This is a genomic window from Bradyrhizobium diazoefficiens USDA 110 (assembly GCF_000011365.1).
Classification (GTDB): Bacteria; Pseudomonadota; Alphaproteobacteria; order Rhizobiales; family Xanthobacteraceae; genus Bradyrhizobium; species Bradyrhizobium diazoefficiens.
In genome coordinates, this window is record NC_004463.1 from 5,777,337 (window position 1) to 5,789,701 (window position 12,365).

Genomic DNA, 12,365 nt, shown 5'->3' on the forward strand with positions numbered 1-12,365 from the left:
CGAAGCGGACGGGAGCCCAGCTCCCGCCCGCCCGGCTCGAAGGAGGCGTTCATGAACGTCACGCCTTTATCGGCACATTCGGACTTTACGGCGCGCCGGCCCGTCCCGGAGCCGGTGGTGACGAAGTCGGTATTTCCGGCGGATGCGCAGGCCGTGATCTACAAGCCTACCCCCTCGCCGATGACTTCGGGACGTGCGCGCGCCCAGCGCTGGACGCTGCGTTTCGAGCGCCGCTCGGCCCCGTACATCGAACCCCTGATGGGTTGGACCGGCGACGACGATCCCCTCTCGCAGGTCGAACTTTCGTTCCCGTCCGCCGAAGCCGCCATCGCATATGCGCGCCGCCAAGGTCTGCAATACTCAGTGGAGGGCTTGCCGGCGCAGGGGGCGAAGCCGCGCCTGATTTCGGACAATCCCGACGTTGAGGGCCCAGCCGCCAGCCAGCAGCGCCGCCGGCGGCTGGAATGGATTGAGCGGACCCTTGGGCGGGAGGTGATCCGCCACGGGTTCGGGCCTGGGGCTGAACCTGCCGAGAGCTACGCGGATCCGCACCAGGTGCTGCTGGACAGCAATCTGTCGCCAACGCGAAAGCGCGACATCCTGCGGCGCTGGGCTCTTCATGCCTCTCAGATTGAGACGGAGCACTCGAAAGGCAACTTGCTGGCGACGCCTTCCCATCTCCAGGAGGTGATCGACGCGCTACTCGATCTCGAGGAGCCGCAGATTACGGAAGCATCCTTCGAGCATGTCGACAGAAAGGCAAGCTGACTTCGAGCGCAGGTGGTCGGCCCGCTCACGGCGGGGCGCCTAACTTGGCAAAGGTCTATCGCACTCAAGCGGACGTGTTGAAGGCTAAGCGAAAGCAGGAAAAGAAGCGACGACGACCCAGGCATCTGAAATTGGCCTTTGATCTTCAAGCCGCAGGATCGGCAACAATGGCGCGCTTTCTGATTACTCTCGGCATTGTAAGTCTAATGGCCGGCCTGCTGTGGCCTTATCTCAGCCGGATCGGTCTGGGTCGGTTGCCCGGCGACGTCGTGATCGAACGGGAGAGTATGACGTTCTATTTCCCTTTGATGACATGTTTGCTTTTGAGCGCAGTGCTCAGCCTGGTCTATTGGGTCCTGAACCGCTGAAGAGCGCAGCCCAAGCGGAGCTTGGTCTGGCCATGCGTGCACCTCGCCGGTGCTTCTGGCACCGCGCCTCAGTTTGCCTTCATCTGAAATTGGCGATCGAATGGTGCTTCGCCGGCGCCATCTCCAAAGGACTCGATGCAGCGACTTGCGGGCTTGGCGGCTCAATCTCCGCCGGTTTTGACCCGTCGGACGAACCCAGAATGTACAGGAGGCCGGCGACCAACATGAGACCTGCGCACAGCACCGCCAGACCAGCAGTCACCACGTCGCGATAGTCGTCCATGTTCGTCGTTCTTGGCGGGTTCTACATTCGCTGACGCCTCAATCCGCAGTCAGCTCCGGAGCGAGGGCGATGAATGGAAGATCTCTTTCCAATTAACTGGTCGAGCCAAATCCGCCGTTCAAGACCGCGGTTGGCAGTCAGACGGCCGGAGTGACAAAAATTTTTAAAAGACCTCTTGAACGGCCGTTTTTCGGATCCTAGGTCGTTTTCGCCCGGGGGCCGGTTGCCCGGACCCGGTTTTTGGACATCGCTGAACTGACATGGAGGATGTGTATGCATTTCCGCCCGCTGCACGACCGCGTGCTTGTGCGCCGCATTGATGCCGAGGAAAAGACCGCCGGCGGCATCATCATTCCCGACACCGCAAAGGAGAAGCCGCAGGAAGGCGAGATCATCGCCGCGGGCTCCGGTGGCAGAAACGAGCAAGGCCAGTTGATCCCGATCGATGTCAAGCCGGGAGACCGCGTTTTGTTCGGCAAATGGTCGGGTACTGAAGTGAAGATCGACGGCCAGGACTACTTGATCATGAAGGAGAGCGATCTTCTGGGCGTGGTCGACAAGACCGGCTCGGTCAAGAAGGCCGCCTGAGCACAACTTGCGAAGCCGACAGTCATTGAGGAGAGAGGAGCAACGAACATGGCTGCCAAGGAAGTGAAATTCTCCACAGACGCCCGTGACCGGGTGTTGCGGGGAGTGGATACGCTGGCGAATGCGGTCAAGGTCACGCTCGGCCCCAAGGGGCGGAATGTCGTGATCGAGAAATCCTTCGGTGCGCCGCGCATCACCAAGGATGGCGTGACCGTCGCCAAGGAGATCGAACTGGAGGACAAGTTCGAGAACATGGGCGCGCAGATGGTGCGGGAGGTCGCCTCCAAGACGAGTGACCTCGCAGGCGACGGGACGACCACCGCGACCGTACTGGCCCAGGCCATCGTCAAGGAAGGCGCGAAATCCGTCGCCGCCGGCATGAACCCGATGGACCTCAAGCGCGGCATCGATCTGGCCGTAGAAGCCATCGTCAATGATTTGAAGGCGCACGCCAAAAAAGTCACCACCAACGAGGAGATCGCCCAGATCGCGACCATCTCGGCCAATGGCGATATTGAGATCGGCCGCTTTCTCGCCGACGCCATGCAGAAGGTCGGTAACGACGGGGTCATCACCGTCGAGGAGGCCAAGAGCCTCGATACCGAGCTCGAGGTGGTCGAAGGCATGCAGTTCGATCGCGGCTATGCGTCACCCTACTTCGTCACCAATGCCGAGAAGATGCGGGTCGAGTTCGAAGACCCCTACATCCTCATCCATGAGAAGAAGCTGTCGACCCTGCAGTCCATGCTGCCGCTGCTCGAAGCCGTCGTGCAGTCCGGCAAGCCGCTGCTCGTCGTTGCCGAGGATGTCGAAGGTGAAGCGCTCGCGACCCTCGTCGTCAACCGGCTGCGCGGCGGGTTGAAGGTCGCGGCCGTGAAGGCGCCCGGCTTCGGCGATCGCCGCAAGGCCATGCTGGAGGACATCGCGATCCTGACGGGTGGCCAGGCGATCTCGGAGGATCTCGGCATCAAGCTCGAGAACGTCACGCTCAAGATGCTCGGCCGCGCCAAGAAGGTCGTCATCGACAAGGAGAACACGACCATCGTCAACGGTGCGGGGTCCAAGAAGGACATCGAGGCCCGCGTCACCCAGATCAAGATGCAGATCGAGGAGACTACCTCCGACTACGATCGCGAGAAGTTGCAGGAGCGGCTTGCGAAGCTCGCCGGCGGCGTCGCGGTGATCCGCGTTGGTGGCGCGACCGAAGTCGAGGTCAAGGAACGCAAGGATCGCGTCGATGACGCGATGCACGCGACCAGGGCGGCAGTCGAGGAAGGCATCCTGCCCGGCGGCGGCGTCGCGCTGCTGCGCGGCCTGAAGGCGCTCGATGCCATCAAGACCGTGAATGCCGACCAGAAGGCCGGCGTCGACATCGTGCGCCGCGCGATCCAGGTGCCGGCGCGGCAGATTGTGCAGAACGCCGGCGAAGACGGCTCGCTGGTGGTCGGTAAGCTGCTGGAGAACTCCAGCTACAATTGGGGCTTCAATGCCGCCAGCGGCGAATACCAGGACCTGGCGAAGGCAGGCGTGATCGATCCCGCCAAGGTCGTTCGCACCGCGTTGCAGGATGCGGCTTCCGTCGCCGCGCTGCTGATCACGACGGAAGCGCTGATCGCCGAGAAGCCGAAGAAGTCCGAGCCGGCGCCCGCAGCGCCGCCGATGGACTTCTAGTCAAGATCGAGCCCGGCCGCCACCGGCCGGGCTCAACCACTAACCAAAAGAGAAAGGAACGCAAAGCACAAGGAGACCCAGATGAGCACACGCATGCAATCTCGATCGCGCAAGAGCGGGGCGACTGTAATGCATTGGCTCATGTTCGCCCTCAGCCTTCTCACGATCGCCTGGATCAGTTTTCGACCGATTGGAGGATGAGATGATCAGAGATCAAGCCATTGTCTCCGCTCATGCGGAGAACCGCAAACAAGCCTTCGGACAGCGCGTGGTCCGCGGGATTCTCACGGCCTCGATGACAGCGGTCCTGGTCCTGCCGTCGCTGGCGGCTTGGGGGGTGGATGGCCCGCGCAGCAAGCCGGAGTCGGGGCAGGTTTTCGGGACGATCGCGCTGCCGCCGATCCCGTATCTGGATTCGATGCCCTGGTTGACGTGGGGCGCCGGCGTGAACACGTTGAAGGTCGACATGCTCCTTTCACCGATCCTGGACCCATCGGGAATCAAGCTTATGCCGGAAGACCGCAATAGGGAGCGACCAGCGATCGGCTAGTTTCATTCACTCACCGGGATGCGATCTCGACCGATTGCGCTGATCGCATCCCCCGGCCGGCTCCCCCCTCGCTATTCGATCATGTCGGACGTACTGACCAGCGTCCGGTTTCCGCCTGAGACGCTCGTATTTGAGCGGGCCGCCAGGGTCCGATCCTTCGTGGTTGAGGGCCAACGCAGAGCAATCGAGCATTGCGGCGACTTCTCAAAGCACAGGATCTCGCTGCAGAACATCGCCAAAGGCTCACCCGGTTGGTCGAACTGGCCGAAGCGGAATTGCAGCGTTTACACGCCTGACGATCGAACTCAGTACGATATTGCCGCATCGCTTACCGACGCAGGGGCGTCTGGTAAGGCCCCTGAAGACCCCTCGATGGCTTTGCCTAATTTTGAAGACGTGCTCCGTGGCTCGGTAACATTGGGTTAGTTTTCGGACAAAAATTCTCCGCTCTCTACTTGAAACCGAAAGGCGATTTGCTAGTTTTCTGCTCGCCGCGACAAGCGGTCCGGGCGCCCTAGGGGCCCGGCGGAGACGGGCGCCGGAGGTGTCCGACGCCTGCTCGTACCCATCTTGCTCCTTGGAGGATTTGGCTATGAGGACTTACAACATCAGCCCCCTGTGGCGATCAACTATCGGCTTCGACCGCGTGTTCGATCTGGTCGACGCGGCCCGGCACACCGCCGGCGAAGCCAACTACCCACCCTGCAATGTAGAACGCCTGTCTGACGACCGGTATCGGATTTCGCTGGCTTTGGCCGGTTTCTCCCCCGATGAAATCACCGTGACGGCCGAACAGAGCGTGCTCACCATCGAAGGTCGCAAGGGCGAAAAAGGACGGCGGGACTTCGTCTATCGAGGCATCTCGTCGCGACCTTTCAAGCGGCAGTTCGGTCTGGCTGCCCACGTCCGGGTCGAGGGAGCACGGTTCGACAACGGCCTGCTGCAGATCGAGTTGGTTCGCGAGATTCCGGACGCCATGAAGCCTCGCCGGATCCCGATTGACAATCTGGCCGCATCCGACGTCCAGCAGATCGAGCGCGAAGCGGCCTGACGGCTTGGTTGTTCGACGGGCTCACCACAAGGCCGAGCCGCTTACCGGCCGCCGCACCTGTGCCGGCGTGTCCGTGCGCGTGCCCCTCGATCAAGCGAGATCGAGCCGGTCGATTGAGGCCCGATGAAACGAGTCCAATTCCTTAGCTCTAATGGGGTTTGCAAGATGTTTAACAATGCCGCTCTACCTGCCCCGTCTGTCGACGCTGGGCTGTCGAAATATCTAGTCGAGATCCGTAAGTTTCCCTTGCTCACGCCCGAGCAGGAGCTCGCCTACGCAAGGCGCTGGCGCGAGCACCGGGATCGCGACGCAGCGTACCACCTGGTGACCAGTCATCTCAGGCTCGTCGCCAAGATAGCGATGCGCTATCGCGGTTACGGCCTCCCGATCGCGGAAATTGTCTCGGAAGGAAACATTGGCTTGATGCAGGCTGTGAGGCGGTTTGATCCGGATCGGGGCGTTCGCCTTGCCACCTATGCGATGTGGTGGATCAGGGCCTCCATCCAGGAGTACATCCTGCGGTCCTGGTCGCTGGTCAAGATCGCCGCGAGCGCCAGCCAGAAAAAGCTTTTCTTCAAACTGCGGAGGGCCAAAAGCGCGATCTCTGCGCTACAGGACGGCGATTTGCGTCCGGAGCAGGTCAGGCTAATTGCTGAGCGTCTCAAGGTGGCTGAACGAGACGTTGTCGCCATGGACCGCCGCCTGCGTGGAGACGCTTCCTTGAATGTACCGATCCACGACGAGGATGAGGGCGGACAAACGTTGGATTGGCTTGTCGATCCCGCGCCGACTTGTGAAATCACGTTGGCCGAGGAGCAGGAGGCCAAGCAGCGTCGTCTGGCCCTCGCTAACGCCCTCGCCAACCTCAACGCTCGCGAACGCAACATCTTCACCGCGCGCTGGCTGAACGAGGAGTCGACGACCCTTGAAGAACTTGCCGCGGAATATGGAGTATCCCGCGAACGGGTTCGCCAGATCGAGGAGCGAGCGTTTCAAAAGGTAAAGGCTGCGATGCTGACAAGTCGACATGAGGCCAATGGCCCGCCGTCTTCCCGCGCGAAAGAAATGAAGCAGGGGGTGGCGCGGGCCTAAGCCCGCAAAAAGATCACTGGACCGATCGCCATGTTTACTCCGTTGGTCATTCTTCTCGTGATGGCAAACACAGCCGCAGCGACTGGAGCAGTCGTTGTCGCCTTGCAGGCCGCGATGTTCGAGACAGGTTGTGCGGCTCGCCGGCGTTGACGGTGGAGGGAGCCGGCATCGCCAACACCGACTTGTCTTGACAACAGGTGGGATTGCGGGCGCAGCATGAGAGGCGGATCCCGTATCCTCTCCAATTCGCGGACGTCGAAAGCCAGACACGCGGTAGTTATGACTTGGTGAGCCGGAAAGTGATCGCTCTTCGCGAGAATCCGGGCGACCGCGAGCAAAACCATATCGGCGGATTCCCCGGTCGCTGAAAATCGTTGATCGCCCACTTGAAATCGAATCGGCTTTTTCTAATTTTTAGCGTGCCGCGACAAGCGGTCCGGGCGCCCTTCGGGGGCCCGGCGGAGACGGGCGCCGGAGGTGTCCGACGCCTGCTCGTACCCATCTTGCTCAGTGGAGGATTTGGCTATGAGGACCACCTACGATTTCGCTCCCCTTTGGCGGTCGACCATCGGCTTTGACCGTCTGTTCGATCTTGTGGACGCCGCGCAACAGGCCGGCACGGAGGATAACTATCCCCCATGCAACGTCGAGCGACTGAGCGAAGACCGCTACCAGATTTCGCTGGCGGTGGCTGGCTTCTCGGCCGATGAAATCGCGATCACCGCAGAACAAAGCGTGTTGACGGTCGAAGGCCGGAAGTCGGAAAAACAGCAGCGCGAGTTCCTGTACCAGGGAATTTCGTCTCGGCCCTTTAAGCGGCAGTTCAATCTGGCGGACTATGTCCAGGTCAAGGGAGCCTCGTTCGACAACGGCTTGCTGCAGATCGAACTGGTGCGCGAGATCCCCGAGGCCATGAAGCCGCGCCGGATTTCGATCAGCGGTTCGTCCGCTTCGAACGTCCGGCAGATCGACGGCAAGGCGGCCTGACCGCCACGCAACGCGCACATCAGCGAAGAACAGACTTCCGCGGCGATTCGCGGCGGAAGTCGCCTGAATTGAGGAGAACACACCATGGGTATCAAGGACCTCATTCCGTGGAATAACGGCGGACGAGAGGTCGGCATTCACCGCGGAGCCGATGTGAATCCGTTTCTTACATTGCATCGCGAGATGAACCGGATGTTCGACGAGGTATTCCGCGGCTTTGATCTTGCGCCGTTCGGATCGAGCCGGGGACTGAGCGGGCTCGGCTGGCCCCAGATCGACATCGATGAAACGGACAAGGAGGTGCGCATCACCGCTGAGCTGCCCGGCCTGGAGGAGAAGGACGTCAGTCTCGAAATCGCGAATGGAGTTCTTTCGATCTCCGGCGAGAAAAAATCCGAATCGGAAGACAAGGCACGTCGTTTCAGCGAACGATACTACGGCCGATTCGAACGGCGTATCCCGCTGGAGGGCATCGACGAGGACAAAGTCTCGGCCGCGTTCAAGAACGGCGTCCTGACCATAACCGTGCCGAAATCCGCCGAAGCCAAAAATGTCCGCCGCATCGCGATCAATCGCAATGGCTGACACTTTCCAACGTCCGGGCGTGCGATCGTCGGGACGTTGGAATTCCCCCTCTACAAAACTCGTTTACTCACCATGTCGAAGAACTCATCAGTAATAAAGGATCGACGGTTCGCCGCAGTCTTGCTCCTTTGCGCCTCTATCGCGTGGTCGCCCGTGCTCGCACAGGTTCCGGACATCAGGGGCGGCCAAATCCCGACCCTTGCGCCTGTGGTAAGGGAAACCACCCCTTCGGTCGTCAACATTTCGGTGCACGCCCGGGTCAAGGAGGACAATCCGCTCTACCGCGATCCCGTCTTTCGAGAGTTTTTTGATCTTCCCAAGCAGCTTGAAAAGGAAGTCCAGGCAACCGGCTCGGGCGTAATCGTCGACGCCGAACGCGGCTATGTACTCACCGCCAATCACGTCGTTGCGCAGATCTCTAAGGCCCAAGTCACGACCAAAGACGGACGAAAGTTCGACGCAAAATTGGTTGGGCGTGACCCTGCAACCGACGTTGCCGTTCTTCAACTGCAAGGACTAAGAGGTAACCTCAAGGCCATCCCGTTGGGTGACAGCGATCGGATCGAGGTCGGTGATTTCGTGATCGCGATCGGGAACCCCTTCGGCTTGGGTCAGACCGTAACTTCGGGAATTGTCAGCGCCCTCGGCCGAACCGGCCTTGGCAAGCAAGGGTATGAGGACTTCATCCAGACCGACGCATCCATTAATCCCGGAAATTCGGGCGGCGCCCTGATTAACCTGAGGGGACAACTTGTCGGGATCAATACGGCGATCATTTCTCCGGGCGGGGGTAACGTCGGAATCGGATTCGCTGTGCCGATCAACATGGCCCGCCGCGTCATGGAGCAGCTTGTTCAATACGGCGAAGTTCGTCGCGGCCAGATCGGCATATCCATCCGCGATCTTGGAGTCGATCTTGCGGCCAAGGAGAGCTATCAAGGGGCGCTGATCGCGGAGATTGCCAGTGGTTCGCCGGCGGAGCAAGCGGGGCTGCAAAAGGGCGACATCGTGAAGGCTGTCGATGGCACGCCGATCCGGAGCGCGTCCCAGCTTCGCAATTTGATTGGCCTTACCCCAGTCGGTAGCCGCGTCGAGCTTCGGTTCGAACGCAATGGCGCTGCTCGCAGCGCGAGCGTCGAGGTGGGTCCAGCAAAAGCTGTGCCCGTGAGACGCACGGCCGATCAATGATAACGAATGGCGCGGCGACGGGTTTTCAAAGCAGTACGGCATGAGTACTCGGGGGAGATGTAGGTGGTCAAGGATCGCAAGAGTGAAGAAGAACTGCGCCAGATGATGCTGGCGGCCGCTCGCAAGCACGAAGAGTGCGGCGAGTTGGAGGATCTTTTCATATTTGGTCCTACGCCGCGCCCCGATGCAAATTGGGGCTTTGGGATCGCCGGAAAGGACAACAAGGTATCCGTGGCCTGTTATGCGCGCCTCGACCAGATTGCCAGTGACCTGCAGGCTAAATACGAACTGCATCCGGTTAGGGCGAGCCGACGCGACATCGAAGCAAGGGTTTGGTCCCTGGTGCGTGACCATCCAACGCTCGGGGCGTCACTGTCGCGCACCGGAGGCGCTTACGAAGTCGCCACGTTCAGGGAACTGGAGGGTCGACCGAATTGGACAATGGAATGGCTCACTGATGATCGGCTGGCTAAAGCTGCCTTCGAACGGGTCGTCAGGTCCGTTCAAACGCAAATTGAGCTGGAATAAGCTGTTGCTCCTACGGTTTGAGGCGCTGGAGACCATTTGCCGGAAGCTCCCCGCGGCGTCGATCAAGAAACCCGCAAATACGTTGTCCAAGCGCTCCTGCGGGCCGCGAACGGCCATGCCAATCTGGGCGAGGCGGAGGCCGTCGCCCGGGAGGGCGTTGCGGGAAGCTGACGGCAAATCGGTGACGGACGACGCCTTCTTACGCTGGCCTGAGATGGGCTCCGTTACGAAGCCTTGGCCCTTGCCCGCGCTGCGACCAGATCGCGTCGACGCCGCTTCTGGTCCCGCTTGCGTCGGCCCGTCGCGACGGGGGATGCCGCCGGTGTCGCCGCAGGCGTCGAGGCATCGGTCGCCCGGATGGGAGGCTGCTCGGTAGCCGGCACGGCAACCGGCCGCGCCTCCATGATCTCGAGAACGGCGCGGCCTTTCTCGGTGATACGCCAGCCGCCGTCGAGCCTCTCGACGAGACCTTGCGAGAAGATGTCCAGCTCGGGCACGCGCGCAGCCAGCCGCTTGGTGCGTTCGGCCCAGTCACGTCCGCTGGTCGCCAGAATCGCCATGTCGCGCTTGAGGTCGGCCATGACGGCGAAGCCGTCCGGATAGCTCACCAGGATTTTCAGGACCGTGACCTGAAAATTCATCCCCGCCCCCTGCGCTCAGCGCCATATGGTTGGCGCCCAGGGCTTTGCGCCCGGCTCGCCTCAATCGTTCGTGGAGATTTCGCCCTTCGTTGCGGCTTCCAAAATCTTCGAAGCGAGGTGCGCGCGCATCCCGATCTCGCACCCCGAGATGCTCTTGCAGACTTCATCGAGGACCGCACGCAAGAGTGCTGTGGTAGGCGCGTCGAACATTAGGCGACCTCCTACTTCGGAGGCGGCGGCTTGGGCATCGCCGACAGCAAACGAATCTTGAGCTTGCCGCCCTCGGTCACGTAGGTCGCCGTCCAGATACCTCCCGTCTCGATGGGCGCGCCGTTCTGATTTTTGCCTGCGAGGCGGTACGCCCCTATGGCAAGCGCCATGTCCGACCCCAGCGGCCATGCCTGGTCGACCGTGATCTCCTCGTGGTCGAACCCAGCCTTGAACGCGCCTTGGTAGAATTCCGCGATGTCGGAACGCGGACCGGCCGGATTGACGTGGATCCCGCCCGCCGCGAACAGGGCGGCAATTCCCGCACCGTCCTGCTTGTTGAAGCTTGCAGCATATTCCGAAGCGATCGCTTCGACCTTCTGCTTCGGATCACCGTCAGCGGCCATTGCTGACAGCGAAACGATCGCAACGAAGAGGCATGAGAAGCAGGCCCGCAGCATCGCAATTCCTCCCTGAAAATGGACATCAAAAAAGCTCGACCCAGAACAAGGATCAATTTGACATCAAATACGGATGGTCGGCAATCGTCGAGACCGCTGCGGTGCAGCATCAACGCCCACCCATGGCGCCTCGATCTGGATTGGCGCTGGCACCAGGCCGCCCTCGACTTCGGCTGCATGCTCAGCATCAATCCGGACGCGCACTCGATCCCGGAGCTCGACCACATGCACTGGGGCGTCGAGATGGCCCGGAAGGGCGGCATTCCCGCCGACCGTGTCCTGAACGCGATGACGCTTCCGGAGATCACGCGCTACCTCCGCCAGAAGCGGCGCTCGCTCGCCCGGGCGGCCTAATGTCGCCAGCGCACGATGGCTCGCTGGAGGGAAATGTGGTTGCGGTCGCCACGGATCGCGGTCACGATTTCAGCAAAATTCCGCACATCGTGCTAGTGGCCCATGCGTAGAAGGCGACGTCCACGTCAGCGCGTTCGCAGCACCGGTACCTTGCCCGCCGCCAGCCTCGCCTACCCAATCTCCAACACAAGCGCCACTCACCCGCAAACTGTGGCAAGTCATTTCAGTGAAAGGTTGGTGCCAGCCGTGACCAGCCGGCGCGCCGCATGCCCTCGCGGAAGGCTCGCAAGATGAGCGCGAGGGTCTCGGCCTCGGTCAGCATTTCCACTTCGCCATTCGAATGAATACGAAAGCCAACGCGCGACTCACTTTCAAGCGACGTCCGGGTCTTCTTTGTCATCATGATCGCCTTTATGGGTTTCGTCGATCTGGCTCACAAGGCCCGCAGCCGTCATACGCGCAGCAGTCCAGGCCGGATCGGCAATTTCTTCGAGGGCTGCGCGAACAGCATCATCCACAACCTTGAAACATTCTTCCTGCCGACGCATAGCGAGCAAATAGGCGGTCTCGCCAGGTAAATTGAGCAGTCGATTGCGCATGCCGACGAGACTTTGCTCCAGACAACGGCAGACGGATTCAAGCTGCACAAGTTGGCCTGCTTCGAAAGCGTCCTGGCGTTCCTCGCGGCGACGTTTCGCGGCCACAAGGCGCGTGCGCTCCTCGGTTAGCCTGCTACCGGCAGCACCGCCGCGACCGGCGGCGACGGACCGCAGATGCGCCAAAACCTCTCGACGGACCTGATCGAGATCATACTTCCCGGAAGGCTGCCGGGTGATCACGCCCTCGGCGAGGTAAGAATCAAACTGTGAGCGCGAGCAGCAAATATGAGCTGCCGCCTGAGCTATCGTCGCCATTTTCCTACTGACCCCTAATTTTGTACCATACAGTACAAATATCGTGCGCGCAAGTGCGACCCGCATGTGCCCGGGTCCGACAGGGACCCGCGCCGTTCGATAGGTCCCGATCTGGAGTTCCAGACCGGG

17 protein-coding genes and 1 pseudogene are annotated in these 12,365 nt (G+C 61.1%); 12 read left to right on the forward strand and 6 right to left on the reverse strand.

The genetic code is table 11. The features are described 5' to 3' along the window. Positions 1 to 51: 51 nt before the first annotated feature. Both BJA_RS26340 and BJA_RS43225 read left to right on the forward strand, forming a co-directional pair. Complete coding sequence (locus tag BJA_RS26340; protein ID WP_011087978.1) at positions 52 to 768, forward strand: ETC complex I subunit; 717 nt, start codon at positions 52 to 54, stop codon at positions 766 to 768. A 44-nt stretch (positions 769 to 812) separates the two neighbouring features. Further along, positions 813 to 1,136 (forward strand): DUF2905 domain-containing protein, encoded by a 324-nt coding sequence (locus BJA_RS43225; protein WP_236842078.1) that lies wholly within the window; start codon positions 813 to 815, stop codon positions 1,134 to 1,136. A gap of 79 nt (positions 1,137 to 1,215) precedes the next feature. On the opposite strand, the gene BJA_RS26350 is transcribed toward BJA_RS43225, so the two are convergent. Continuing rightward, entirely contained in the window at positions 1,216 to 1,419 is a 204-nt protein-coding gene (locus BJA_RS26350; protein ID WP_011087980.1) for a hypothetical protein, read from the reverse strand. A gap of 273 nt (positions 1,420 to 1,692) precedes the next feature. On the opposite strand from BJA_RS26350, the gene groES reads away from it, so the two are divergent. The 9 genes from groES (at position 1,693) to BJA_RS26395 (ending at position 9,659) form a co-directional block, all read left to right on the forward strand. Continuing rightward, positions 1,693 to 2,007: a co-chaperone GroES gene (groES, locus tag BJA_RS26355; protein WP_028171493.1), complete on the forward strand. Its 315-nt coding sequence runs from the start codon at positions 1,693 to 1,695 to the stop codon at positions 2,005 to 2,007. 48 nt (positions 2,008 to 2,055) lie between these two features. Then, the gene (gene groL, locus BJA_RS26360) at positions 2,056 to 3,678 is read left to right on the forward strand and encodes a chaperonin GroEL (protein WP_011087983.1); all 1,623 of its coding nucleotides are present in this window, start codon (positions 2,056 to 2,058) and stop codon (positions 3,676 to 3,678) included. Positions 3,679 to 3,880: 202 nt separating this feature from the next. Next, the gene (locus BJA_RS26365) at positions 3,881 to 4,228 is read left to right on the forward strand and encodes a hypothetical protein (protein WP_011087984.1); all 348 of its coding nucleotides are present in this window, start codon (positions 3,881 to 3,883) and stop codon (positions 4,226 to 4,228) included. Positions 4,229 to 4,820: 592 nt separating this feature from the next. Continuing rightward, a complete protein-coding gene (gene hspA, locus BJA_RS26370) occupies positions 4,821 to 5,279 on the forward strand; it encodes a small heat shock protein HspA (protein ID WP_011087986.1) in 459 nt (152 codons plus the stop codon). A 165-nt stretch (positions 5,280 to 5,444) separates the two neighbouring features. Beyond that, positions 5,445 to 6,371 (forward strand): RNA polymerase sigma factor RpoH, encoded by a 927-nt coding sequence (rpoH, locus tag BJA_RS26375; RefSeq protein WP_011087987.1) that lies wholly within the window; start codon positions 5,445 to 5,447, stop codon positions 6,369 to 6,371. Between the two features lie 525 nt (positions 6,372 to 6,896). Then, positions 6,897 to 7,358, forward strand: coding sequence for a small heat shock protein HspB (hspB, locus tag BJA_RS26380; RefSeq protein WP_011087989.1), 462 nt, complete (start codon positions 6,897 to 6,899; stop codon positions 7,356 to 7,358). 84 nt (positions 7,359 to 7,442) lie between these two features. Further along, positions 7,443 to 7,943: an Hsp20/alpha crystallin family protein gene (locus BJA_RS26385; protein ID WP_011087990.1), complete on the forward strand. Its 501-nt coding sequence runs from the start codon at positions 7,443 to 7,445 to the stop codon at positions 7,941 to 7,943. Positions 7,944 to 8,015: 72 nt separating this feature from the next. Beyond that, positions 8,016 to 9,131, forward strand: coding sequence for a trypsin-like peptidase domain-containing protein (locus BJA_RS26390; RefSeq protein WP_011087991.1), 1,116 nt, complete (start codon positions 8,016 to 8,018; stop codon positions 9,129 to 9,131). Positions 9,132 to 9,194: 63 nt separating this feature from the next. Continuing rightward, positions 9,195 to 9,659 carry a hypothetical protein gene (locus tag BJA_RS26395; RefSeq protein ID WP_011087992.1) on the forward strand — a complete coding sequence of 155 codons (465 nt, stop codon included), beginning with the start codon at positions 9,195 to 9,197 and terminating at the stop codon, positions 9,657 to 9,659. A 224-nt stretch (positions 9,660 to 9,883) separates the two neighbouring features. On the opposite strand, the gene BJA_RS26400 is transcribed toward BJA_RS26395, so the two are convergent. The 3 genes from BJA_RS26400 to BJA_RS26405 are packed head-to-tail and all read right to left on the reverse strand — an operon-like array spanning position 9,884 to position 10,914. Beyond that, positions 9,884 to 10,300 carry a hypothetical protein gene (locus BJA_RS26400; RefSeq protein ID WP_011087993.1) on the reverse strand — a complete coding sequence of 139 codons (417 nt, stop codon included), beginning with the start codon at positions 10,298 to 10,300 and terminating at the stop codon, positions 9,884 to 9,886. Between the two features lie 60 nt (positions 10,301 to 10,360). Then, complete coding sequence (locus BJA_RS42410) at positions 10,361 to 10,510, reverse strand: hypothetical protein (RefSeq protein ID WP_085966847.1); 150 nt, start codon at positions 10,508 to 10,510, stop codon at positions 10,361 to 10,363. A gap of 11 nt (positions 10,511 to 10,521) precedes the next feature. Further along, positions 10,522 to 10,914 carry a YybH family protein gene (locus BJA_RS26405; protein ID WP_038967987.1) on the reverse strand — a complete coding sequence of 131 codons (393 nt, stop codon included), beginning with the start codon at positions 10,912 to 10,914 and terminating at the stop codon, positions 10,522 to 10,524. A 162-nt stretch (positions 10,915 to 11,076) separates the two neighbouring features. Here BJA_RS26405 and BJA_RS26410 point away from each other — a divergent pair. Then, a pseudogene (locus BJA_RS26410) lies at positions 11,077 to 11,322 on the forward strand (DNA polymerase/3'-5' exonuclease PolX); the annotation flags it as partial. A gap of 223 nt (positions 11,323 to 11,545) precedes the next feature. On the opposite strand, the gene BJA_RS26415 reads toward BJA_RS26410, so the two are convergent. Continuing rightward, complete coding sequence (locus tag BJA_RS26415) at positions 11,546 to 11,722, reverse strand: hypothetical protein (RefSeq protein WP_156149846.1); 177 nt, start codon at positions 11,720 to 11,722, stop codon at positions 11,546 to 11,548. Continuing rightward, the gene (locus BJA_RS26420) at positions 11,694 to 12,302 is read right to left on the reverse strand and encodes a hypothetical protein (protein ID WP_011087996.1); all 609 of its coding nucleotides are present in this window, start codon (positions 12,300 to 12,302) and stop codon (positions 11,694 to 11,696) included. The genes BJA_RS26415 and BJA_RS26420 overlap by 29 nt, the downstream gene beginning before the upstream one ends. Between the last annotated feature and the right edge of the window lie 63 nt (positions 12,303 to 12,365).